21 protein-coding genes are annotated in these 21796 nt (G+C 72.3%); 7 read left to right on the top strand and 14 right to left on the bottom strand.

Going from position 1 to position 21796, the window contains the following annotated elements; genetic code table 11:
* Positions 1–3 precede the first annotated feature (3 nt).
* Entirely contained in the window at positions 4–2682 is a 2679-nt protein-coding gene (locus WMF44_RS38940) for an O-antigen ligase family protein (protein WP_437295106.1), read from the bottom strand.
* A gap of 135 nt (positions 2683–2817) precedes the next feature.
* Here WMF44_RS38940 and WMF44_RS38935 point away from each other — a divergent pair, with 135 nt between their 5' ends.
* Entirely contained in the window at positions 2818–3453 is a 636-nt protein-coding gene (locus WMF44_RS38935; RefSeq protein WP_437295105.1) for a phenylalanine--tRNA ligase beta subunit-related protein, read from the top strand.
* 64 nt (positions 3454–3517) lie between these two features.
* Here WMF44_RS38935 and WMF44_RS38930 read toward each other — a convergent pair whose 3' ends face one another.
* Positions 3518–4819 (bottom strand): hypothetical protein, encoded by a 1302-nt coding sequence (locus tag WMF44_RS38930; RefSeq protein ID WP_437295104.1) that lies wholly within the window; start codon positions 4817–4819, stop codon positions 3518–3520.
* A 321-nt stretch (positions 4820–5140) separates the two neighbouring features.
* Positions 5141–6391, bottom strand: coding sequence for a methionine adenosyltransferase (metK, locus tag WMF44_RS38925; protein ID WP_437295103.1), 1251 nt, complete (start codon positions 6389–6391; stop codon positions 5141–5143).
* 450 nt (positions 6392–6841) lie between these two features.
* Here metK and WMF44_RS38920 point away from each other — a divergent pair, with 450 nt between their 5' ends.
* Positions 6842–7237: a YbjN domain-containing protein gene (locus WMF44_RS38920; protein WP_437295102.1), complete on the top strand. Its 396-nt coding sequence runs from the start codon at positions 6842–6844 to the stop codon at positions 7235–7237.
* Positions 7238–7255: 18 nt separating this feature from the next.
* Here the strand turns inward: WMF44_RS38920 and WMF44_RS38915 are convergent, their stop codons facing one another.
* Positions 7256–7624 (bottom strand): PDZ domain-containing protein, encoded by a 369-nt coding sequence (locus WMF44_RS38915; RefSeq protein ID WP_231864455.1) that lies wholly within the window; start codon positions 7622–7624, stop codon positions 7256–7258.
* Positions 7625–8029: 405 nt separating this feature from the next.
* Between WMF44_RS38915 and WMF44_RS38910 the strand changes: the two genes are divergently transcribed.
* The gene (locus tag WMF44_RS38910) at positions 8030–8983 is read left to right on the top strand and encodes a CDP-alcohol phosphatidyltransferase family protein (RefSeq protein ID WP_437295101.1); all 954 of its coding nucleotides are present in this window, start codon (positions 8030–8032) and stop codon (positions 8981–8983) included.
* A gap of 59 nt (positions 8984–9042) precedes the next feature.
* Here the strand turns inward: WMF44_RS38910 and WMF44_RS38905 are convergent, their stop codons facing one another.
* From WMF44_RS38905 to WMF44_RS38885, 5 genes are all read right to left on the bottom strand, one after another.
* Positions 9043–9750 carry an NTP transferase domain-containing protein gene (locus tag WMF44_RS38905; protein WP_437295100.1) on the bottom strand — a complete coding sequence of 236 codons (708 nt, stop codon included), beginning with the start codon at positions 9748–9750 and terminating at the stop codon, positions 9043–9045.
* Positions 9747–10310: a thiamine pyrophosphate-dependent enzyme gene (locus tag WMF44_RS38900; protein WP_437295099.1), complete on the bottom strand. Its 564-nt coding sequence runs from the start codon at positions 10308–10310 to the stop codon at positions 9747–9749. The genes WMF44_RS38905 and WMF44_RS38900 overlap by 4 nt, the downstream gene beginning before the upstream one ends.
* Positions 10307–10819: a thiamine pyrophosphate-binding protein gene (locus WMF44_RS38895; RefSeq protein WP_437295098.1), complete on the bottom strand. Its 513-nt coding sequence runs from the start codon at positions 10817–10819 to the stop codon at positions 10307–10309. The genes WMF44_RS38900 and WMF44_RS38895 overlap by 4 nt, the downstream gene beginning before the upstream one ends.
* 4 nt (positions 10820–10823) lie before the next feature.
* Entirely contained in the window at positions 10824–12488 is a 1665-nt protein-coding gene (locus WMF44_RS38890) for an isocitrate lyase/phosphoenolpyruvate mutase family protein (protein WP_437295097.1), read from the bottom strand.
* A gap of 333 nt (positions 12489–12821) precedes the next feature.
* Positions 12822–13133, bottom strand: a complete 312-nt coding sequence (locus WMF44_RS38885) for a 2Fe-2S iron-sulfur cluster-binding protein (protein WP_437295096.1) — start codon at positions 13131–13133, stop codon at positions 12822–12824.
* 92 nt (positions 13134–13225) lie between these two features.
* Here WMF44_RS38885 and WMF44_RS38880 point away from each other — a divergent pair, with 92 nt between their 5' ends.
* Positions 13226–14515, top strand: coding sequence for an NAD(P)/FAD-dependent oxidoreductase (locus WMF44_RS38880; protein ID WP_437295095.1), 1290 nt, complete (start codon positions 13226–13228; stop codon positions 14513–14515).
* 52 nt (positions 14516–14567) lie between these two features.
* On the opposite strand, the gene WMF44_RS38875 is transcribed toward WMF44_RS38880, so the two are convergent.
* From WMF44_RS38875 to WMF44_RS38860, 4 genes are all read right to left on the bottom strand, one after another.
* The gene (locus WMF44_RS38875; protein WP_437295094.1) at positions 14568–14912 is read right to left on the bottom strand and encodes a hypothetical protein; all 345 of its coding nucleotides are present in this window, start codon (positions 14910–14912) and stop codon (positions 14568–14570) included.
* Positions 14913–15075: 163 nt separating this feature from the next.
* Entirely contained in the window at positions 15076–16377 is a 1302-nt protein-coding gene (locus WMF44_RS38870; protein ID WP_437295093.1) for a DNA methyltransferase, read from the bottom strand.
* Positions 16355–17161 carry a zinc ribbon domain-containing protein gene (locus WMF44_RS38865; protein ID WP_437295092.1) on the bottom strand — a complete coding sequence of 269 codons (807 nt, stop codon included), beginning with the start codon at positions 17159–17161 and terminating at the stop codon, positions 16355–16357. Before WMF44_RS38865 ends, WMF44_RS38870 begins: the two co-directional genes overlap by 23 nt.
* Entirely contained in the window at positions 17158–17514 is a 357-nt protein-coding gene (locus WMF44_RS38860; protein WP_437295091.1) for a phosphoribosylformylglycinamidine synthase subunit PurQ, read from the bottom strand. The genes WMF44_RS38865 and WMF44_RS38860 overlap by 4 nt, the downstream gene beginning before the upstream one ends.
* Before the next feature lie 141 nt (positions 17515–17655).
* Between WMF44_RS38860 and WMF44_RS38855 the strand changes: the two genes are divergently transcribed.
* Complete coding sequence (locus WMF44_RS38855) at positions 17656–18264, top strand: CPBP family intramembrane glutamic endopeptidase (RefSeq protein ID WP_437295090.1); 609 nt, start codon at positions 17656–17658, stop codon at positions 18262–18264.
* A 42-nt stretch (positions 18265–18306) separates the two neighbouring features.
* Here WMF44_RS38855 and WMF44_RS38850 read toward each other — a convergent pair whose 3' ends face one another.
* Positions 18307–19599: a response regulator gene (locus tag WMF44_RS38850; RefSeq protein ID WP_437295089.1), complete on the bottom strand. Its 1293-nt coding sequence runs from the start codon at positions 19597–19599 to the stop codon at positions 18307–18309.
* A 206-nt stretch (positions 19600–19805) separates the two neighbouring features.
* On the opposite strand from WMF44_RS38850, the gene mnmA reads away from it, so the two are divergent.
* On the top strand, positions 19806–20963 hold the full coding sequence (mnmA, locus tag WMF44_RS38845; protein ID WP_437295088.1) for a tRNA 2-thiouridine(34) synthase MnmA: 1158 nt from the start codon (positions 19806–19808) through the stop codon (positions 20961–20963).
* On the top strand, positions 20960–21613 hold the full coding sequence (locus WMF44_RS38840) for a hypothetical protein (RefSeq protein ID WP_437295087.1): 654 nt from the start codon (positions 20960–20962) through the stop codon (positions 21611–21613). The genes mnmA and WMF44_RS38840 overlap by 4 nt, the downstream gene beginning before the upstream one ends.
* Positions 21614–21796: the final 183 nt, after the last annotated feature.

Below are 21796 nucleotides of genomic sequence, written 5' to 3'. Positions count from 1 at the left end.
TACCTACGGGCTGAGCGAAGGCGCCAGCGCCTTCGCCTTCTCCTCGAGGACCCGCTTGCGCAGCGCAGGGTCCTGCCCCCCGCGCCGCTGCAGCAGGCGCTCCAGCGCCTTCGACGCCTCGATGTGCGCGCCCGCGCGGCTGGCGGCGTCGGCCAGCTTGAGGAGGCGCTCCTCGGTCGGCTCGTCCTGCGCTGCCCGCGCGTAGTAGGTCACGGCCGAAGGATGGTCTTGACGCGCCGCGAGCAGGTCGCCGGCCCAGGTCGCCGTCGCCGCGCACGCCGCGAGCGTCGTGCACGACGCGGAGAGCAGCTCGCGGAGCGCGGGGAGGAGCTTCTCGGACGAGGCCATCTGCGCCGCCGCGACGACCCGCAGGCGAAGACAGCCGGCCCGGTTGTCCAGCCGCTCGCAGCTCCCGGAGAGCAGCTGCTCCGCCTCCGCGCTCTTCTTGCCCAGGAGGAGGAGCCGCGCCCTCAGCTGGACCGCGAAGAACGAGTCGTCGTCGAGGCCCTGCACCGCCGCCGCGTGCGCCTCGATCTCCCGCTCGCAGGCGGCCCTCCGCCCGTCGTCACCGCTGCAGCGGGCGGAGCCCGGGGCCTCCAGCATCGCGAGCAGCGCATCGCCGGCGGCCCAGCGCGCGCCGACCCGCGCGGGGTCGCGCGCGATCGCCTCCTCCGCGCAGCGCAGGCGCAGGTCGACCTCTTGCCGGCGGTCGCCCGCGGTGGCCATGCGCTCGAGCACCTCGACCCCGGCCTTGCCTTCCGGCACGGCCCGCAGCAGCTCCTCCCACGTGTGGGTCCACTGCCGGGCGAGCACCGCGGCCGTGTCGGTCACGCCCGGGTCGTCCTCGACGGCGAGCCGCAGGCTCAGGAGCGCCTGCTCCTTGGCGCCGCGCGACGCGAGCACCTCCGCGAGCAGGAGGTGGGCGCGCCCGTGGCGGCGCGAGCGCTCGAGCGTGCGCTGGAGCCATGGGAGGGGGCTCTCGCCGCTGCCCCGGAGCGCCGCGACCGCGCCGAGCAGCGGGAAGTACGGCTCCGCGGGGTGGCGGAGGATCGCCGCGCGGAGCTCCTCGCGGAAGCGTGGCCAGCCGGCGCCGCTCGCCGCGCCGGCGTCGCTCTGCGCGCGCAGCGACCGGCGGTCGTGGTCGACGTCGCGCCAGCCGAAGCGCACCATCAGGGAGGCGAGCGCGAGCGCGGAGGCCGCGGCGCAGGCCGCCGCCTGCCACGACCGCCACCGCTCCGGGCCGGGCTCGCCTGCCGGCGCCAGGTGCCGCGGCCGCTCGCCATGGGCGTCACCCCAGAGCGAGCCCAGGGTCGCCGCGAGCGCGATGCTGACGCCTGGCACCTCGAGCCCGAGATCGAACAGGTTCTGGAGGACGAGCACCGCGCAGCCGACCCAGGCGCCCAGCGCCGCCGTGCTCGCGCGCAAGGCGATCTTGCCCGGGCGAAACGCGACGCCGAACGCGACGAGCGAGGCCGCCGCGACCGGAGCACCCCACTCCGCAGCCCACTGGATCACGACGTTCTCGGCGTGTGTGAACACGATGTTCCCCGGCGACTGTCGGTACGCCGGGAACACCGTCTCGAACGCGCCGCGCCCGATGCCGAGGAGCCAGTGATCCGCGAGCAGCGGGAGCGTCGAGCGAAAGAGCGACAGCTTGTCGAGGTTGTCGTCCGCCATCTCCGCGAGCGTGCGGTTCGTCGCGGCGAGCGCGGCCAGCAGCGCGCCGCCGCCGATGGCCACGCTCAACAGCCACGCCGCCGCGCCCCGGCCGCGGGGGCCGGAGCGGTGCCTGCCGCGCCGCCGCCGCGAGAGCAACGCGAAGAGGGCGAGGCCGAGCGGCAGCACGAGCAGCCCTCCGCGGGACGACGCGATGATGCCGACCCCGACGATCGTGGTGAGCCCGACGCCGGCGACCCAGGGCGGCAGGAGCGGCCTGCTCGTGAGCAGCAGCCCGACCCCCGAGAGGATGCCGAGGTTCAGGTAACCGGCGAGGTTGTTCGGGTTGAGCAGCGGCCCGACGTGCCATGAGGCCACCGAGAACCGCGGTTGATACAGGCCGAAGACGGTCGTCGCGCCCAGCAGCCCGTGGGCGATCGTCGTGAGCGCGGCGAGGAACGCGCTGCCGAAGACCAGGGTGATCCCGAGCTTCGCGCCGCGCCGCGCGCCGACGAACGCGGCCGTGATGAAGACGCCGGTATAGGTCAGCCATTTCACGGCCTCCACCAGCGTGGCCCCGGGGTCGAGCGAGACGCTGGCGTACCGCGGCGCCGCCTCGCCGAGCGGCATCAGGGAGCGCGACCAGATGTCGGCGCTCGCCGGCGAGAGCCGCTCGATCCAGGCGAGCGGCAGCGGCGCGGCCTGCAGCAGCGTATACGCGGTCAAGCCGAGCAGCGTGAGCGCCGGCAGCGTCTTCACGGGAGACGGCTCGCCGGTGAGCGCGCTGGCGCGGAGCGAGAGCGCGGCGGCGATCGCCACGACCGCGGACACGAGGGCCAGCGTCGGCGTATGGACAGCGCCGATCGCGAGCACGGACCCGGCGACGATGGCCCCGAGCAGCCACGGGATCACGCGCTCGGCGAGCGGTGGTGCGACGCCTCCTGGGCGGCTCCGCGCCGCGGCGCCCATCGAGCGCCGGAGCTCGGCGGGCGACCTCAGCTTCGGGCGTGTGGAGTCCGTCGTCACGGCCGGCCAGGGTAGTCGATCTGCGCCGCAGAGCGGGCACCATCGAGTCGACCTGCGCACTCCCGGGATCGACCGAGAGAGTGTGAGATGACGAGCATCCATCCAGGAGCGCTGTCGTCGTGTAGAGTGCGCCGCGTGCTCACGCTCTCGGCGCATCCTCTGCTCGAAGTCGCCGCCTTCGTCACGACGTTCCCCGCGCCGCTCGGCGAGCTGCAGGGGAGCGACGCGCTCCGCGGCCTCCTGTCCGGCGAGGCCTCGGCCCCGTTCCGCTCGGACGACGCCGTGCGGTCGGCGGTCCGCGATCTGCTCCGGCACGGCGGCTACAAGCCGACGGGCCGGGGCAAGCCGGCCTCCGAGTACCTCATCCGCGCCGCCGAGGGGGGATCGCTCGCGGCCATCAACGCGGCCGTGGACGCGTGCAACGCCGTGTCGCTGCACACGGGCCTGCCCATCAGCGTGATCGATCTCGATCGCGCCCGCCCGCCGCTCCGCATCGACGTCGCGCCCGCTGGCTCCCGCTACGTGTTCAACGCCTCGGGGCAGGAGATCGACCTCGAGGGGCTCCTCTGCGTCTTCGACGCGGAAGGCCCGTGCGCGAACGCCGTGAAGGACGCGCAGCGGACGAAGACGCACCCGGGGACGACGCGCACGCTCTCGGTCCTCTGGGGCAGCCGCGCGCTTGCGGGCCGCGCGGCGGGGGCGGCCGCCTGGTACAAGGAGCTGCTCGCCGGCATCGGCGCGGCGACCACGGACGCGCCGATCGCGGCCTGATCGCCCGGCGCGCGGGCCATCGCCTCCCACGCGCGCCGGCGCGCCGCCGCTGCAGCGACGCGCCCTACGGCTCGGGCGCAGGGGGATCGGGCAGCGTGATCACGCTCTCGTCCTTGTCGGTGAGCCACCGCCAGTTGTCGACGAGCCCGGTCGAATCGAGCTGGTGGTCTCCGGCGTCGTACGCGCCCCAGCGGATCTTGATCTCCGTGTTCGGCTCCACGGGCGCCGAGGTCACCAGCCAGCTCGTCCCCGCGCGGCTCTCGAACCCCGTCCCGAGCAGCTCCCGGGTCCCGCGGGTGCACGCGTACACCCTTTCGTCGAGATCGCAGGGCGGGCCGCTCGCGCAGGCGCAGACGTCGATGAAGGAGCTGTTGACGCTCATCGCGTTCCTCTCGCTGTCGAACAGGATGTGGCCGTCGATGAGGTTGGCCGGCCGCGGCGAGAGGAACGCGACGAAGTAATCGTTGAAGCTGTCGCAGACGACGGGCCAGTCGAACGTGACGTAATTGACGTTGAACGCGAAGCCGCGGACATTCGACGGGACCCGGAGGGTGATCTCGACGGCGGTCGGGTCGGACGGCTTCGCGAGCACCAGATCATCACAGTTGCGAGGGACCTTCGGAAAGCCCTCGGGGAAATCACCTTCGTACTTCTTGTCGAAGCCTTGCGGGCTCTCGAACCCCTCGTCGTCCGCCGTCCGCGCCGTGCCGCTCGAGAGGGCGAGCAGCCGCGTGCCCGCCCTCGGCGGGACGTTGGGCCCGAACTTGGGGAGGATGCCGTGCCCGAGGTGGAAGTTGGCGAGCAGCTGGGCTTCCTGCGGCGGCGGCGCGCCGTCGACCATGACCCAGGCGGCGGAGACCACGCCCCAGTCGTCGGGCCCGGACGACATCTTGCACAGCTCGACCGCCCTCGCGGCGTTGAGCGGATCCAGGTCGTCGATCGGGATCCCGTCGTCGCACGGCTCGGGCACGTTGTCGGCGGTGCCGTCGCAGTCGTCGTCCACGGGCTCCGGCGAGGCTCCCCCTTCTCCACCGACCGTCGGGAGCTCGAGCGCTCGCGGGTTGATCAGCGCGTTGCAATCGTCGCAGTCGCCGTCGAGCTCCGTGAAGCCGTCGCCGTCGTCGTCGGCGTCCGGCGAGCCGCTGCAGCCCGCGCCCCCCGTGCCCACCCCCGCGGACGTGGCGACGGTCGTCGCGTCGGCCGTCGTCTCGGCTGTCGTTGTCGGTACCTCGCCGGTGCTCGACGCGCTCGCGGCGCCGCCCTCCCCGACATCGAGGCCGCCTGCCGGTCCGATGTTCCCGGTGCAGGCCGCGCCCAGACACCCTGCCGCGGTGATGAGGCTCAAGACATTCAACCAAGGTTTCATCGGTGCTCCTCGAGGTCGCATGGAACCAGGGAGGTTCGGTCGATCCGGCGATACGGGAGTCGTCGATGATTTTATCAGCAGAAGCGGCCGCAGCAGTCAGCTCATCCCGGCAAAGGCCAGTGCTTTTTTGTGAGGTGAATGCCCACATCGTGGCACCCGTATCCGACCCAGGCGCCATGGCCACGAGCGTTCCAGGAGGCCGGGGCGTGGCGACAAAACGCAGAGCGCCGGCGCTTCCACAGCGCCGGCGCTCTCGGCCCCTCCGAGGGGCCGTCCACGGTTCGCCCCGCTCCCACGCAGCGGGCGGAGCGCTCTGAACGATCAGGCCTGGGCGCCCGCTTCCTTCTTGCCCTTGCGCTTCGGCTCCTTCTTGCTCCCGGCGCCGTTCGTGGCCGCGGGGACGGCGGCGAGCGTCGGGCGCAGCAGGTCCTCGGCCAGCTTGGCCGCGCGGTCCGTCTTCTCCCAGGCGAACTCGTCACGCCCGAAGTGGCCGTACGCGGCCGTCTTCCGGTAGATGGGCTTCAGCAGATCGAGCTGCTCGATGATCGCCTTCGGCCGCATGTCGAAGTTCTGCATGATGTACTTCTCGAGCACGTCCTCACCTACGCGGCCCGTGCCGAAGGTGTTCACGTGGACGCCGACCGGCTGGGCGACGCCGATGGCGTAGGCGATCTGCACCTCGCAGCGCGCCGCGAGCTTGGACGCGACGACGTTCTTCGCGACGTAGCGCGCGTAGTAGCAGGCGGAGCGGTCGACCTTGGTCGGGTCCTTGCCGCTGAAGGCGCCGCCGCCGTGCCGGCCCATGCCGCCGTAGGTGTCGACGATGATCTTGCGGCCGGTGAGGCCGGCGTCGCCGAAGGGGCCGCCGACCACGAAGCGGCCGGTGGGGTTCACGTAGATCTTCGTGCTCTTATCCATCAGCTTGGCCGGGATGCACTTCTCGATGATCAGGCTCCGCACCGCGTCGACGATCGTCTTGTGCTTGACCTCGGGGCCGTGCTGCGTCGACACGACGACGGCGCTCACGCGCACGGGCGTCTGATCTTCGTACTCGATCGTCACCTGGGTCTTGCCGTCGGGGCGCAGCCAGTCGAGCTTCTTGGATTTGCGGAGGTCGGCGAGCTTCCGGGCGAGGCGGTGGGCATAGCTGATGGGGGAGGGCATCAGCTCCGACGTCTCGTCCGTCGCATAACCGAACATGAGCCCCTGGTCGCCTGCCCCCTGCTCCTTGAAGAGGCCCTCGCCCTCGGTGACGCCGCGGGAGATGTCGGGCGACTGCTTCTCGATGGCCGTGAGCACCGCGCACGTCTCGTAGTCGAAGCCCATCGCGGCGTCGGTGTAGCCGATGTCCTTGATGGTGTTGCGCACGACGACCGGCATGTCGACCCACGCCGAGGTGGTGATCTCGCCGGCCACGACGGCCATCCCCGTCTTCACCAGGGTCTCGCACGCGACGCGGGCCGTCGGATCCTTCTCGAGGATCCCGTCGAGAATGGCGTCGGAGATCTGGTCGCACACCTTGTCGGGGTGTCCTTCGGTGACGGACTCGGATGTGAACTGGTAACGGCGCATGAATCGCTCCTTCGGCGGACTCGAAATCGGACCTCTACGCATAGTTCGAGCGCGGGGCACCGTCAACGCGAGCCACGGCCTTCCGCGGACAAAAGCGCCGGCCGGACGAGCTGCCTCCGGGCTGTCGGTGTGGGCTGTCCGCGTGGGCTGTCCGCGTGGACGGTTCCCGGCGGCTGTCGTTGTCGGGCTCGGGCTCGGGCTCGAGCTCGAGCTCGAGCTCGAGCTCGAGCCGCACCGAGGTTTCGCGCAGGCTGCTGCCTGGGCAGCACTCTCACTCGGCTTCCCTGCTTCCCTGCTTCCCTGCTTCCCTGCTTCCCTGCTTCCCGGTGCGTCCGCGCTCCCCACCCCGGCGGGATCGCCCGCGAGACCGGACGAGCGGGGGGCGTCGGGCCTTCGATCCGGCGCGCTCGCCCCGAGTGCGCCGCGCCGTCAGAGGTTATGATGCCGCGCATGACGTTCGACGAGATCAAGGCGTGCCTCGAGCGCGAGGGCTGGGCTGTGGAGGTCATATCCAACGACGCCATGCGCAGCGACTTCCAGGGGGCCGAGCGGCTCTTCCCGCTGTTCGTGCGGCTCTCGCCCCCCTTCGTCGTCTTCGCGGTGATCCCGTTCGTGCGGCTCCCGATGGAGCTCGAGGAGGGCGACGCGATCGTGCGGCGCCTGCTCCAGCTGAACCGCGAGATCAACATGGCCAAGCTCTCGGCCGACGAGGAGGGCGACGTGATTCTCAGCGTCGAGTACCGCCTCCAGGACCTCGATCCGAGCGAGGTGCGCGACGCCGTCGATGTGCTCTCCTTCTACGCGAACAAGCACTATGCCGAGCTCGTGGCGCTCGCCGCGCAATGAGCGGTCACCGGCCCCGCTTCAAGGCAGGATCTGCTCTTCTCTGGGCTTGAGCCCCTCGTGCGCCCTGAGCTCGGTGCGCACGACCCGGACGCGCCGCACGTCGCGCCCGCGGACGACGGTGAGCTCGACGGCGCTCCCGACGGCGCCGCGGAGCCGATCGCGCACCGCCGCCGACGAGAGATCCCGGACATACACGCCATCAATCATCATGATCTCGTCGCCCGGGATCAGCCCCGCTCGCTCGGCGGCGAGGCCCGGCGGCACGTCACGCACGTAGAGCGCCAGCGACTCGTTGTCTCGCCCAAGGACAGCCCCGATGGATCCCACGCTCGCGGTGCACCCTGCGGCCACGAGCAGGAGCGCCGCGCTCCAGGACCTGTTTGCCACCGCGCCACCATAGCGCCGAGGAGCCCCGGCGCGCCGCCATTCTCGCCGGGCGCCCCCCGGAGCGCCCGGCGGGACGCGGCCGCCACGTCAGACCGGCCCGAGCGGACGCGCGCGCTCGTCGAAGGCCGCAGCGCCGCAGGCGAGAGAATGGGATTTTACAGGAAGGGAGCGCACGAGTGTGCCTGTCGCGTCCGCACGCGAGGTGCGAAGCTCGGTTCTCGGTGGACCTTCAAGAGCGCAAACGACTACGCGGCTGGTCGCCGGAGGCGCGGGATACGCCCTGGAAAGCGCGGCGTGGCGCCGGGACGCGGGCTTGCAGCGATCTGTCACGCCATGTCCATCGAGAGGTCGCAATCCTGTTGGTCCCCGGGGGCGGCTGCCCTAGAGTCCGGCCCGGGATCGCCGATGTCTGAACCGCGCGCTGCTGCCGAGAGCTCGACACCTGCCGCCCAGTCCGGCGGTGTGCCCGGCGGCTGGAAGATGCGGATGGAGGACCCGCTCAATCGCTACTATCGGTACCCGATCGCGCGCTGGATCGTGCGGGCGCTGATGAGGACGCCGGTCACGCCGAACCAGGTGACGCTGGTTCAGCCGCTCTTCGCCGCGCTGGCCGGTTACCTGGTGACGTTCGATGATCCGGGGCACCTCATCGCCGGGGCGCTCGTGTTCGAGCTCCGCTCCATCCTGGACTGCGTGGACGGCGCGCTGGCGCGGGCGAAGAGGATGGTGAGCCCCGCCGGGCACGCCATTGACGGCCTGGCCGACTGGCTGGGCGTCGTCTTTCTTTATGCCGGCATCTTCTGGCACGTTCACCTTCACCCGCCGCCGGAGGGCCCGTGGAGCGCGACCGTGTCCACGAACGCGCTCCTGCTGATCGCGCTGCTCCAGGGGGCGCTGCGCTCTTTCTCCGCGGACTACTTCAAGCTCAAGTACTGCTCGATCTTCGAGACGGGCACCGACGAGACGGCGGACGTGCTGCGCCGGAAGATCCAGGCGCTCGGCCCCTCCTCCTCGTTCTTTGCCCATTTCGATGTCTTCATCGGGCGCATGGGGCACCTCGCGTTCGAGCACGAGTGGTTCGACCCGCGGCGGAGCCGGTCCTCGACCAGCGCGGATCAGGTAAAGCAGCTGATCCGGGAGGAGGCGTCGCCGCTCACGCGCCTCATCGGCGCGCTCTGGGCGATATCGAACGGCGACGCGTTCCTGTCGATGGTGGTGCTGACGCTCCTCGTGAACCAGCTCTGGCTGGGTCAGGTCTTCTTCGCGACGGGCGGGGTCGTCTGGATCGTCGCGGTCATCTGGCTGAACGGCTGGTTCCTCCGCGGCGCGTCCCGCCGCGCGAAGCTGGCCGTGGCCTGAGCTCGGCGCCCTGCGCCGCCGAGCCCAGGGGCCGCGCTGTCCCCCCTCAGGGCCCGCTCCTACAGAGCGCTCGCCAGGCGGCGGGCCTTCTCCACGTCTTCTTCGAAGTCGATCTCGGTCCAGGGCAGGTCGTCGACGCGCTCGATACCGAACGGCACCTCCTGGAAAGCGCGGTCCATCGCGGCCTCGTACTCCTGGTCGAGGCGGCCGGCGGAGACCTCCTCCTCGAGGAGGCGCTGCATCGTGCGACCGCCCTGCGGGCCGACCTTGGCGAAGCCGACGGTCTCGCCCGCGATGTCCCAGTCCTTGCCCACGCGGCGCGCGATCTTGAGCACGCGGCCGGCGCGGACGCCGACCATCATCTCTTCGCCGCTCTCCTCCGAGCTCGCGTCGACCAGCAGGCAGTTCTCGTGGGGCGAGCTCACGAGGCGCCGCAGCAGCGCGGCCGGGTACAGCACGTCGGCGTCCATCCACAGCCCGCCGCCTGACAGCCGGTCGGCCGCCACGTGGAGCGAGACGATGCTGCCGTGGGTGAACCGCGGGTTCTTGACGAGCTCGATCTTCAGCGAAGGGCGGAGCGAGGCGAGCGCCTCCTCGATCATCTCGTGCCGGAAGCCGACGACGATCGTCAGATCGGTGACGCCGCTCTCGGTGAGGTTCACGAGGTGGCGCTCGAGCAGCGTCTTGCCCTCGATGGAGATGAGGCACTTGGGCGCGTCCCGGCCGATGCGCCGGCCGCGGCCGGCGGCGAGCAGGATCGCCCTCATCGGCGCGCCTCGGCCGCGAAGCGGGAGGCGAGCTCCTGCGGGGTCTCCGCGACGCGGCCGATGCCCTTCACGGTGCCGCCGTCGACGAGGGCGAGGACCATGACCGGGCCCGGCTGCACGAGCGCGACGCGCAGCGACGCCTCGAACGACTCGACGGAGTCGGCGCGGTGCGTGGCGCGGTAGCCGACCGCGCTGGCGACCGACTCGAGCTTCACGTCGCCCGAGATCGTCCGCTGCCCGCCCGTCGAGGCGTGGGAGCGGTTGTCGAGGACGACGTGCACGAGGTTCGCCGGCCGCTCGCTGCCGACGCTGGCGAGGGCGTTCATGCCCATGAGGACGTTGCCGTCGCCGTCGAGCACGAAGATCCGCTTGCGCGGCTGCGCGATCGAGAGCCCGAGGCCGATCGACAGGCCGAGCCCCATCGAGCCGATCATGTAGAAGTTCGAGGGCCGGTCCTGCGTCGTGTAGAGCTCGCGGCCGATCATGCCGTTGCAGCAGACCACGAGGTCGTCCTTGCCGACCGCCGCCGTGAACACCTTCAGCGCTTCGAGCTTGTTCATTCGAGCACCCCCGCGGGCACGATGAGCGCCGCCGGCTGCCTGGTGGAGAGCATGACGTCCTTCGCCCACTGCACCTGGGGCCCCATCGGCTCGGCGGCGCGGAGGACGCGGTGCTGGATCTTCATCAGATCGAGGATCGGGAGCATGATCTCGCCCATCATGATGTGCTCCGGGGCGTCGTTGCCGCCCTCGCCGCGCCAGGAGATGACGAGCAGCGCGGGCACCTCGTACATCGTGCTGAGCGAGGCCAGCGCGTTCACGGAGACGCCGAGCCCGGAGTTCTGCATCAGGACCATCGGCAGCCTGCCGCCGAGCCAGGCGCCGAACGCCATGCCGATGGCGCTGTCCTCGCGGGTCGCCGAGATGTAACGGGCGCCCGCGTCGGCGTCGAGCAGCGAGACAAGGCCCTTCAAGAGCGAGCAGGGCACGCCCGCGAAGAAGTCGAACCCCGCCTCCTTGAGCGCGGCGACGAACTCGGGCGCATACGATTTGCCTGAACCGTGGGACATCACCTCACTCCTTGATGAGCGCCCAGGCGCGACGGTAGTCCTCGAACGTGTCGATCTCGAGCCACCCCTTGTAAACGTCGATCGCCTGCACGTCCGCGCCGCGGTCGATGAGCTCCTGGAGCAGGTCGGTGAAGGTCGCGTTGCGGAGCGACTCGGCCTCGTGGAAGCCGCCCTTCGCGCGGCTCTCCTGCAGCTGATGGTAGCAGTCGGTGAGCAGGCGCGCGCCCTTCGCCGTGAACATGGCCATGCCCACGAACTCGCCGTGCGCCTCGCCCGCCGGGATCGCGCGGCCGACGCGGGCCACCCGGTGCGGCGCCTCGGCGCCGACGAAGCGGTAGCCGGCCTCCTGCGCGTCCTTCAGGGCCACGAGGTCGGGCACGCCGCGCGCGTCCTTGGGCCGCTGGCCCTCGGCGTACGCGCGGTCGATGACGATCGAGATGTCCGCCGGGCTCTTGAGGAGCTTCTCGAGGTGGCCGCGCTCGAACACGATGTCGCCGTAGAGGAAGAGGAACGGCCCGCTCAGCTCCTTGGAGGCGCGGAAGAGCGAGACCACCTCGTTCGTCGTCGCGTACTCGTCGTTGTCGTAGAAGCGGGCGTTCGGGACCTTGATCGCCTCCTTCTTGTACCCGCGCACGACGGCGACGTCCTTGACGCCGCACGCGTTGAGCACGTCGATCTGCCGCTCGATGATGCTCTTGCCCTTCAGGTCGAGCATCGGCTTCGGCAGCTCCTCCGTGAGCGGCAGGAGCCCCTGGCTCTGGCCGGCGGCGAGGATGACGGCGGTGACGCCCGGGCTGCCGGAGGGCAGGAAGCTCGACTCCTCCTGCTTCATCTTGTCGACGCCCACGAGCTGGTAGACGCGCTCGAGCGGCACGACCTTGTCGTCGACGCTGCCGGTGTACATCTCGCGCTTCAGCGTCTGGAGCGTCTCCGTCATCGCCTTGATCGACGAGCGGATCGCGTGGTTCGCGAAGATGATCAGCTTGAAGCCGGCCTTGTGCAGCGTGTCGACGCTCGTCGTGCGGTAGATCGTCGGCACGCAGACGAGCGGCGTGTTCGGGCGGTCCCACGCGCGGGCGAAGGAGAGCACCTCGTCCGGGTCCTTGCTCTTCGAGTGGATGAGGACCATGTCGGCGCCCGCGTCCGCGTAGGCGCGGCCGCGGCGGAGCGCCTCCTCCATCCCCCAGCCGGCGATGAGCGCCTCGGTCCGCGCGATGACCACGAAGTCGCGATCCTTCTGCGTCGCCTTCGCCGCGCGGACCTTGAGCGCGTGCTCCTCGACGTCCGCGAGCTCGCGCTTCACGCCGGCGTAGAAGCTGCAGCGCTTCGGGAAGATGTTGTCTTCCATGCAGATCGCCGCGATGCCCGCCGCCTCGTACTCCTCGACGCAGCGGACGACGTTGACGGCGTTGCCGTAGCCGTTGTCGCAGTCCGCGACGACCGGGAGCGACGTGTTGTTCATCATCTTGGCGGCCTGGAGGTTCTCCGCCATCGTGAGGATGTTCGCGTCCGGCACCGCGTAGCTCGCGGAGATCTCGAAGCCGGAAGCCCAGAGCCCGTCGAACCCTGCCTCTTCGCCGATCTTTGCAGAGAGCCCGTTGTGCGCGCCGATGATGACGATCGGCCCGGGGCGGGCCATGAGTTCGCGCAGCTTCCTGGCTTTGGTCACGTCTCGTCCACTCCTCCGCGCGGTGTTGCCATCTCCACCCGACGGGCGACCGCGGCTGCGGGTGCCGCGGTGCGCGTCCCAGGCGAGCGGCGTCCCGTCGTCACCGCGCGCGGGCAGCTCCGGGGTGCGCCTGATCTCGCTCTCCTCCCCGAGGAGCCGGGCCTCAGAACGGGGCGTGCCTTAACACCGTTCGCCTGTGCCGCCAATGGCGGGGCACGACCGGAGCGGACGATCGCGAGGGCGGCGGCGCGCGCTCCGCCGCGTGGGGACGTGCGCGCTGCGGCGGTGCCCGATGGCGGGCGCGCGCGATGCTCGCCGCGGGCCCGCTGCCGCTCAGCTCTCGCGGCCGACGATCCCGCGCAAGCGGACCAGCCCGGGGCCCGCGCGGAGCACCGCCTGGCACGCGAGCCGGAGCCGCGGCGGGGCGCCGAGGCGCTCGAGCAGATCGCGCTCGCCGCGCGCGGGCGGCTCGAGGAGCTGCTCGCCTTCGACGACCTCGACGCGGCACGTGGCGCAGCGCGCGTCGCGGCACGAGAACACGATCGGAGCGCGCGCGTCGTCGCAGACATCGATGAGCCTGCCGGCTCCCGCCTCCGCGGTGACGGCGGGGCCGAGCGCGCCGTCCTCGAACACGACCGTGGGCACCGCCGATCCCTCCTCCTCGACCCGGCGCGTACCCGGCGCGCGGCGCCGAGAGCGCATTTTCTCGGGCGTCGGCACGCACTATACGACGAGCGATGACGGATCGCTGGGACGCAATCATCCTCGGCGGAGGGCCGGGTGGGTCGACGCTCGCCGCATCGCTGGCCCGCCTCGGCCGCCGGGCCCTCGTGCTCGAGCGCGAGCGGTTCCCTCGCTTTCACATCGGCGAGTCGCTGCTGCCGCTGTCCCGCGAGGTCTTCGAGCGGCTCGGGCTGGACGCGGAGCTGGACGCGCGCTTCCTCCGCAAATACGGCGCCCGGTTCCTGTGCTCGTCGACCGGGCGGACGCGGCGCTACAGCTTCGCCGACGCGTTCGATCCGAGGTTCGAGTTCGCCTACCAGGTGCAGCGCGACGCGTTCGACCAGCTGCTGCTCCGCCACGCCGCGGAGCTCGGGGCGGAGGTGCGCGAGTCATGGGAGGCCGTCGAGGTGGTGTTCGAGGGCCCCCGCGCCGTCGGGGTGCGCGCGCGGCCCAGCGCTCGACCCGACGGCGCCGGGCCGGAGGAGGCCGCGGCCGCGCGCGCCGGCTCGAGCGACGCCGTCGAGCTCCGGGCGCCGGTGATCGTGGACGCGACGGGGCGGGACACGCTGCTCGCGTCGAGGATGCGGCGGAAGGCGCAGCTGGCCGAGCTCGACAAGACCGCGCTGTTCACCCACTACGAGGGCGTGCCCCGCGAGGAGGGGATCCACCAGGGCGACATCCAGATCGTCCTCTTCGAGCACGGGTGGTTCTGGTTCATCCCGTTCCGCGGCGAGGTGACGAGCGTCGGCGCGGTGGTGTCGTCGAGCTGGATCCGGAGCCGGGCGAAGGGGGAGCGGCTCGACGAGCTCTTCGATCGCACCGTCGCGCAGAGCGGCTGGGCGCGGGAGTTCCTCGCGAGCGCGCGGCGCGTCAGGCCGGTGGGGGCGCTCGCCGATTTCTCGTACCGGATCGACCAGCTCGCCGGAGATGGATGGCTCTTCGTGGGCGACGCGGGCGGGTTCCTCGACCCGCTCTTCTCGACGGGCGCGCACCTCGCCATCAAGGGCGCCGATCTGGCCGCCACGGCGATCGACCGCGCGCTCGACGCCGGGGACACCTCGCGCGCCGCGTTCGCGGCCTACGAGGCGGAGATCCGCTACGCCGTCGATCTCTTCCTGGGGGTTGTTCAGGGCTTTTACAAAGGCCAGTTCCGGGAGACGCTGTTCGAGCCGAACCAGCGGCCCACGATGCGCAAGCTCATCACCAGCATGCTCGCGGGCGACGTGTTCCACGCGGAGCGGCGGCCGCCGTGGGCCTCGTTCCTCCGGCAGCACTATCCGGCGGAGGTGCCCGCCTTCGCATGAAGCGCGGCGGGCGGCCGCGCGTGCCTCGCAGCGTGAACGCTCGCCCGGGCGCTCAGCGGCCGCACGCCTCGCGGTCCAGGACCGCGTCGCTCATCTGCTTGCAGGCGGCCGCGAGCGCGACGCGCGCCTCCGCCCTCGCGTCGCCCTCCAGCGCGTCGTCGTCGGCGTCCGCCCGGGCCTCGAGCACGTCGCGCGCGATCCGGATCGCGGCCTCGTGGCTCTTCCTGCTCTCCGCGGGCAGCTTGCTGGCGCAGGTGGTCATCGTGGCCAGGTAGCTGTCGCAGGCGTCGACCCCCGTGCTGTCGAGGTCGGCCTTCCCCGGATCGCCGCCCGCCTTGCCGCAGCCGAGGGCGAAGGTGCCCCAGAGAAGAAGAAGTGCCAGGTGAGCTCTCGCCATCGTCGCGCGCGCCGGGGCGCTGCAGGAGGCCGTTGCTGGCCGCCTCGCGCGCTGCCCGACGCCGGTGCACCCTGCCATGAGCCCGCGCCGCGGGGCAATTTTCGGTGGCTCATGCGCGGCGGCGCGGCCTGCCATGCGCCTGCGCCGCGGGGAGCTCGGCGGGTCATGCGCGGATCAGCAGGATGGCGTGCTCGTGGCGCGGGCGGCGCTGGAAGGCGCGCGCCGTGGGGCGGTGGAAGTGGGGGCGCGGCTGCGACGCGACCGCGCGGACCGCGAAGCGCGCGCCGGACGCGGCGGCCCTGACCACGTCGACCGCGTAGACCGGCGCGCCGGCGACCACGCTGTCGGCGATGAGCAGCACGAGCGGCGCGCCGCTCCGGAGGACGCGCGCGAGCGCGGTGAGCACGCCGCCGAGCTCGTCGCGCCAGCGCGCGCGGCCGGCCTCGGGGCCGAGCGGGTCGAGGTGCCGGCGGGCCCCGATCTCGTCCTGCTCGAAGCGAGCGCTGCGGAGCCGGAGCCAGCGCAGCCTCGCCTCGTGGTGGGCGAGGTAGTCGTACACGCCCGGGTAGGGCGGCGACGTGATCGCGAGGTGGACGGAGCCGGCCTCGACGCCGCGGAGCACGCGCGCGTCTCCCTCCTCGACGAGCGCGGGGGGGCTCGCTTCGAGCGGCGCCGCGACCTCGGCGAGGCGCTGGGCGAGCTCCTCCGCCTTGCGGATGAAGAGCCGCGCCGGATAACCGGCGGCGATCCGCCGCGGCAGCTCGTGCTCCGACGTGTCGGACGTGCGGCGGCTGAGCTTCGTCAGGATGGCGGAGAGGACGAGCTCGAGATCGGCGCGGAGCGCGTCGGCGCCGTGGCCCGCGAGGCGGTCGAGGCCGACGCGGAGCCCGTCGAGCTCGAGGAGCACGTGCGGCTCGAACAGGGCGACGTCCTCGGGGCCGTACCGGCGGCTCGGACCTGCGCGCGCCTTGCGGCGCTCATCGGCCGCGGCCGCGACCTCGCGGGCGGCGGCGACGAGCCGCTCGCGCTCGCCGGGGGTGCTGCCCTGCACCTTGAGGCGGGCGAGGCGCACGGCCAGCGGGTTCGCGTCGACGCCGATCGCCGCCCGGCCCGCGAGCCGGGCCTCGACGAGGACGGTGCCGCTGCCGCAGAAGGGGTCGAGCACCCGCTCTCCCGGCCTCGAGAGGCCCTCGATCAGCCGGCGGGCGGTGTCCGGGTGCATCCGGGCCGGGTAGCTGTGGAACCCGTGCACGTGCGCGCGCGCCGCTTCCTCCGCCGTGCTCGAGCTGGCCACGTCGAGCGCGTGGGCGAGCTTCGCGGCGCTCTCGGGGTCGCCCTCGAGCACCGTCGCGCCGCCGATGTGGGTCAGGGCGCGGCGCTCCTGGGGCGCGGGCCGGCCCGCGCGGGCCTTCTGCTGCTGCGGGCCTGGCTTCGGCTTGGGATCAGCGCTTCGCGGGGTCGACATGGGCGGTCCGTTGCGTCAGGGGCTCGGCGGCGAAGGCTTCCTCTTCGGCGGCGAGGGCGTGCGCCGCGCTCTCGGCCCCGGCCTCGCCCTGGTCTTCGCCGCGCGCCGCGCCGACGCGCAGCTTCGGCGCATAGCCGAACTCGCCCGCGGGGCTCACCGCGCCGCGCACGACGTCGTTGACCTCCAGCAGGGCGAGGAGCTCCTCGGCCTGGGACTCGGCGATGCGGAGGGTCGAGGCGAGCCCGCCGGCGGTGAGCGGGCCCTCGGCCTGGCGGGCGACGTCGGAGGCGACGGAGACCCAGGCGGCGTCGAGCGCGGGCGCGATGTCGCGGCTCCGCGACTTCGCCCGCCGGAGCGCCCAGAGGGCGAAGGCGCCGACGGGCGCCATGGTGAGGAGGCCGGCGGTGAAGAGCCCGACGCTCGCGTTGAGGACGAGCAGCAGCACGGCGAACAGGAACAGCTCGAAGCCGAGCAGCGCGCTGGCCGCGACGCCCGCGGCGCGCCAGACCGAGCGCGCCGAGGCCGCCGCGCGCGCCTTCTGGAGCAGCGGCACCTCGCGGCCGGATCGCTCGACGCGGTCGTCGGCGACGGGGACGCGCGGGCCGCCGCAGGCGTCGCACGCGAAGCGCAGCTCGGGGTGCGCCGAGACGCCGGTCACGCCGCCGCAGTGCGGGCAGGCCTCGGCGCGCGCGGCCGCGCCGCACTGCGGGCAGCGATCGCCCTCCGGCGCGAGCGCCGCGTCGCACACGCGGCAGCGGGCGGCGCCGGGCGACGCGTCGCTCACGGCGCGCTCGCGGATGGGGCCGAGCGGGCGCCGCCCACGCTGCGCAGCACGGCGTCGAACAGGGCGCGCCCATCCGCGCTGCCGTGGCCCTGGAAGGGCTCGCTCATCCGTTCGGGGTGCGGAATCAGCCCGAGCACGTTCCGCCGGGGCCCGCCGTAGATGCCGGCGATGTCCATCGCCGATCCGTTGGGGTTCGCGTCGCCGCCGACCAGCCCCTCCCGGTCGCAGTACTGCAGCGCGATGGCGCGCTCATCGACGAGCTTGCGGAGCGTCTCCGGATCAGCCTGGTACCTCCCGTCGGCGTGGGCGATCGGCGTGCGGACCTGGAGCACGTCGCGGAGCGGTTGGATCATTTCGGCATCCGCGTCGGATCCCGGGAAGATGACCACGGTCGCGTGCATGGGCGTCGACGTACTCCGGTTGCCGGCGCTCGGCCAGGGGTCCTGACGGCGCGCGCGGCTTCACCGGCTTCTTTCGGCGTGCCATGATGGGACATGGCGTCGCGATGGGCGCGGACCGGTCGAACCGACGCGACGGTGCAGGCGGCGTCCGGCTATCTCATCCTCGCGGCGCTGGCGGTCTCGCTGGGCCTGGTGCTGCGGGATGGATGGCCGTGGATCCACCCGAGCCCGTGGCTCGCGCTGCCGCCGCTGGCCGCGCTGCTGATGAGCGCCGCGCTCGGCCTCACGCTGGCGGCCGGCGTCATCGTGACGACGCGCGTCGCCGTGGCCCGGTTCAGCTGGGCCCGGCGCCTGCACGCGGAGCTCCGCCCGGTCGCGCGCGACTTCTCGCTCGGCCAGATCCTGCTCCTCGCGGGCCTCTCGAGCCTGGGGGAGGAGCTGCTCTTCCGCGGGCTGCTGACGCCGCTCCTCGGCGTGCTGCTGAGCGCGATCCTCTTCGGTCTGATGCACCAGATGCGCGGCCCCAGCCGCTGGGTGTGGATCGGCTGGGCGGTGGGCGTGGGCGCGGGGCTCGGCGCCATCTTCGCGGCGACGGGGTCGCTCGTCGGGCCGGTCCTGGCGCACGCCGTCGTGAACGCGGTCAACCTGAGCTACCTGCGCGATCACGATCCGGGCGAGGTGGAGCAGCGGACGGCGCTCTAGATCGGCGCTTCCGCTTCTTCTTCTTGTACCCGTTGCCCGCCGTCAGCGCTTCTTCGTGTCGGGGCGGGGAGGCCTGGCCGGCGCCGGTCTCGGGGGGATCGGGGTCGCGCGCGGCGGGCCTTCGTCGCTTGCCGGCTGGGTCTCCGGCGGAGCGAGGGTCCCGCGGGAGAGCTCGCCCGTGTCCACGGCGCTCTGCCGCTCGCGGCCTGGCGAGGACGGTCGCGAGGGCGGCGTTCGGCTCCCGCTTCGCGGGAGCGTCGGAGGCTCGCTCTCCTCCACGCGCCTGCCGCGCTGGCTCGACGGCCTCGCCGTCCTGCGGGCCAGCGAGGGCAGCGTCGGCGCCGCCGCCGGGGTCGCCAGATCGAACTCGAAGTTCAGCTCGAGCGACGGCGGTCCATCGGAGATCGCCAGGCCGGGGTCGGAGCCCTTCGGCGGCGCAGGGGTGGGCCCGCGGCGCAGGCGCTCCTCGGACACGACGCGCGACGACGGCGGCGCGACGTCGTCCAGGATGGATGACGGCCCGCCGAGCGCCGTCGTCGCGCTCCGGGGCTCCGGACGGCGTCGCGATGGCGGGAGCGGCAGCTCGACGCGGGCGCTCTCGTCCTCGAGCCGGGTCGCCTCGAGCAGGTACGCAGCGATGGAGGTCCGCTCCGCGGGCAGGGGGCGGACGCCTGGCACGAACGCGAACCGTCCGACCTTCCAGCTGAGCATGGTGCGGAGCGCGGCGAGCGCCGATGCGCGCGTGCCTCCCACAGTCCCCTCGACGATGCACCCTTCGGCGATGTCCAGCTGAGCCCGACGTTTCTTGCTGCTCACCTCGAACACGCCCGACCGCCGCTCCATCTCGAGCACCGTGAGGACGGTCGCGATGGACATCTGGCTGAGATCGCCCTCGATCGCGGTCTGATCGACGGAGGCCGGGATGGACATGAGGCTGTCCCGCCGCTGGCGCAGGCGCGACGCCATCTGCACGAGCGCCCCGATCTGCGCGACGACCTCGTCGACCCGGAACGGCTTGGTCATGTAGACGTCGGCGCCCACGTGGAACCCTTCGAGGCGGGCCTCCTGGTCGTCGAGCGCGGAGAGGAACAGGAAGGGGGTGACCGATACCCGGGACGGCTGGGTGCGCACGTTGCGCGCGACCCAGTAGCCGTCGTGGTCGGGCAGCCCGATGTCGCAGACGATGCACTCGGGCTCCAGGGTGCAGGCGGTGGAGAGCCCGGCCTCCGCGGTGGAGCAGAAGATGACCTCGTAACCTGCCTCCCGGATCGCGGTGGCGAGCAGGTCCGCGATGTACTCCTCGTCCTCGATCACGAGCACGACCCCGCTCGGCATCTGGCAGACGGTACACGCGCCCTGCGGGGGTGGCCAAGGGTGAATGGCGGAGAGCCAGCCTGATCATTCATTCGCCGGCGCGCCGCCGTCCCGGCGCGTTGCGCGAGCCCTCGCCGCGGCATCCCGCGCGAGCTCGCCGCGGCATCCCGTGCGGGTTCGCCCGCGGCGTCCGGCCGCGGCGAGGAATCCACGCTATAAGAACGGAAATGGCAACTCTGGTCCGAGAGGCCGACGGTACGGCGCGGCCTGGCGAGCGGGCCTCGTCGGGGGCTCGCGTCTTCATCGCGATGAGCGGCGGAGTCGACTCGTCCGTCGCGGCGGCGCGCCTCTGCGACGCTGGATACGAGGTCGTCGGCGTGACGCTGCACCTCTGGGACTACCCCGACGACGGCAGCGTCAAGAGCCGCTGCTGCGCGCCCGAGGATCAGCACGACGCCCGCCGGGTCGCCGACCACCTCGGGATCCCGCACTACACGTTCGACCGCCGCGCCCTGTTCCGCGAGCACGTCGTCGACCCCTTCGTCGACGCCTACCTCGCGGGCGAGACGCCGAGCCCGTGCGTGGCCTGCAACCGCTCCGTCAAGCTCCGGGAGCTGTTCCCGCTGGCGGAGCGGCTGGGCGTCTCGTGGGTCGCGACGGGCCACTATGCGCGGGTCGTCCAGGAGGAGGGCGGCGCTCGCCTCTACCGCGGCCGCGATCGGCACAAGGATCAGAGCTATTTCCTGCACATGCTCCGGTCGGACGAGCTGTCGCGGCTCCTCTTCCCGCTTGGCGACTCGACCAAGGACGAGGTGCGCGCCGAGGCGATCGCCCGCGGGCTCCCGGGCGCCGAGAAGGGGGAGAGCCAGGAGCTCTGCTTCATCCCCTCCGGCCGTTACGCGCCGTTCGTGGCCGACCGCGCCGCGGACAGGCTCCGGCCCGGCCCCATCGTCGATCGGGACGGCCGCGTGGTCGGGTCGCACGGCGGAGTGCACGGCTTCACGGTGGGCCAGCGCAAGGGCATCGGCGTCTCGCTCGGCCGGCCCGCGTTCGTCGTGGGCCTCGACGCCGCGTCCGGCGCTGTGCACCTCGGCGACGAGGGCGATCTGTACGCCGCGGGCGCCGAGATCGCCGACGCTGTGTGGTGCGACGACGCGGTCTTCCCCCTGGAGGCCGAGGTGCGGGTGCGCGCGCGGCACGAGGCGGCGCCTGGCATCATCGAGCGGCGCCGCGACCCCGCGACGGGCGCGGAGAGCTTCGTTGCGCGGTTCGCGAGCCCGGTGCGGTCGGTCTCCCCCGGGCAGATGGCCGTGGTCTACCGGGGCGATCGCGTCCTCGGGGGAGGTCGCATCAAGGCGGCCCTTCGCTCGCAGGCGGCGTCATGAGGATCCGTGCGCTCGCGCCCCTCGCCTGCGCGCTCTCGCTCGGGTGCTCGCTCGGGCAGGGGGAAGGCGAGGTCGTCAGCGAACGGCTGCGCGCGGCCGGCTGCTGGGACGACAGCTACGACATGAACCCGGACTTCTTCGCTGCGGTCCCCTACCGCTCCACCTTGCAGGTCCGGGTGCAGCGGGGGAGCGACCTGCAGGAGATCTCGGACGGGCTCGCGGTCCTGATCGATGACGTCGACCTCATCCGCGGGGACGGGACCGTGAACAAGCTCGACGTCGACCTGAGCGTCGGGCTCCCGCCCGGCGTCGAGCTGCCGGGCTCGCCTCCACCGACGCCGAAGCCGGAGGGGCTCGCGCCGCTCGTGCACATGGCGCTTTACCTCCAGCGGTCCTGCCACAACCAGAACATCGTGCTCTACGCCGTCGATGGGACCATCAAGTTCCAGGCGCTGTTCAGCGGCGATCCCAACGAGACGGACGCGGTCGACAAGTACACGGACGCGACGTTCGACGTCTGGGTCGGCGATCCGCGCGACGCAGGGCTCGGTAATCCGGCCGACGCCATCCCTCGGGAGCTCCTCTCGCGGGTCACCGGGGGGTTCCGCTTCTACTTCGAGCGGGGTCAACCTGGGCAACCGTTCCCCTGAGCCCGTCACGACTCCGTCCTGGGTTTCAGGTGGTGTCCTACCTGTCGGGACAGGCGCCTTCAGCGCTCCGGTGGATTGAAGCTGACCATCTGGAAGGTGTCCTGGCCGAGACGACATGGCAAAGCGCCGCGAACTCGCGGTAAAGTAGTGACCGCTCATGCCCCAACCCCCGCCTCGACCCGC

Source organism: Sorangium sp. So ce426 (genome assembly GCF_051475585.1).
Classification (GTDB): Bacteria; Myxococcota_A; Polyangia; order Polyangiales; family Polyangiaceae; genus Sorangium; species Sorangium cellulosum_B.
The sequence above is the reverse complement of the archived record's forward strand: the minus strand, read 5'-3'. Positions and strand labels throughout refer to the sequence as shown.

Excerpts from the sequence above, each read along its gene's own strand:
- WMF44_RS38930 (WP_437295104.1), bottom strand. The coding sequence starts at position 4,819 with ATGAAACCTTGGTTGAATGTCTTGAGCCTCATCACCGCGGCAGGGTGT.
- metK (WP_437295103.1), bottom strand. The coding sequence starts at position 6,391 with ATGCGCCGTTACCAGTTCACATCCGAGTCCGTCACCGAAGGACACCCC.
- WMF44_RS38920 (WP_437295102.1), top strand. The coding sequence starts at position 6,842 with ATGACGTTCGACGAGATCAAGGCGTGCCTCGAGCGCGAGGGCTGGGCT.
- WMF44_RS38910 (WP_437295101.1), top strand. The coding sequence starts at position 8,030 with ATGTCTGAACCGCGCGCTGCTGCCGAGAGCTCGACACCTGCCGCCCAG.
- WMF44_RS38905 (WP_437295100.1), bottom strand. The coding sequence starts at position 9,750 with ATGAGGGCGATCCTGCTCGCCGCCGGCCGCGGCCGGCGCATCGGCCGG.
- WMF44_RS38900 (WP_437295099.1), bottom strand. The coding sequence starts at position 10,310 with ATGAACAAGCTCGAAGCGCTGAAGGTGTTCACGGCGGCGGTCGGCAAG.
- WMF44_RS38895 (WP_437295098.1), bottom strand. The coding sequence starts at position 10,819 with ATGTCCCACGGTTCAGGCAAATCGTATGCGCCCGAGTTCGTCGCCGCG.
- WMF44_RS38880 (WP_437295095.1), top strand. The coding sequence starts at position 13,226 with ATGACGGATCGCTGGGACGCAATCATCCTCGGCGGAGGGCCGGGTGGG.
- WMF44_RS38875 (WP_437295094.1), bottom strand. The coding sequence starts at position 14,912 with ATGGCGAGAGCTCACCTGGCACTTCTTCTTCTCTGGGGCACCTTCGCC.
- WMF44_RS38870 (WP_437295093.1), bottom strand. The coding sequence starts at position 16,377 with ATGTCGACCCCGCGAAGCGCTGATCCCAAGCCGAAGCCAGGCCCGCAG.
- WMF44_RS38860 (WP_437295091.1), bottom strand. The coding sequence starts at position 17,514 with ATGATCCAACCGCTCCGCGACGTGCTCCAGGTCCGCACGCCGATCGCC.
- WMF44_RS38855 (WP_437295090.1), top strand. The coding sequence starts at position 17,656 with ATGGCGTCGCGATGGGCGCGGACCGGTCGAACCGACGCGACGGTGCAG.
- WMF44_RS38850 (WP_437295089.1), bottom strand. The coding sequence starts at position 19,599 with ATGCCGAGCGGGGTCGTGCTCGTGATCGAGGACGAGGAGTACATCGCG.
- mnmA (WP_437295088.1), top strand. The coding sequence starts at position 19,806 with ATGGCAACTCTGGTCCGAGAGGCCGACGGTACGGCGCGGCCTGGCGAG.
- WMF44_RS38840 (WP_437295087.1), top strand. The coding sequence starts at position 20,960 with ATGAGGATCCGTGCGCTCGCGCCCCTCGCCTGCGCGCTCTCGCTCGGG.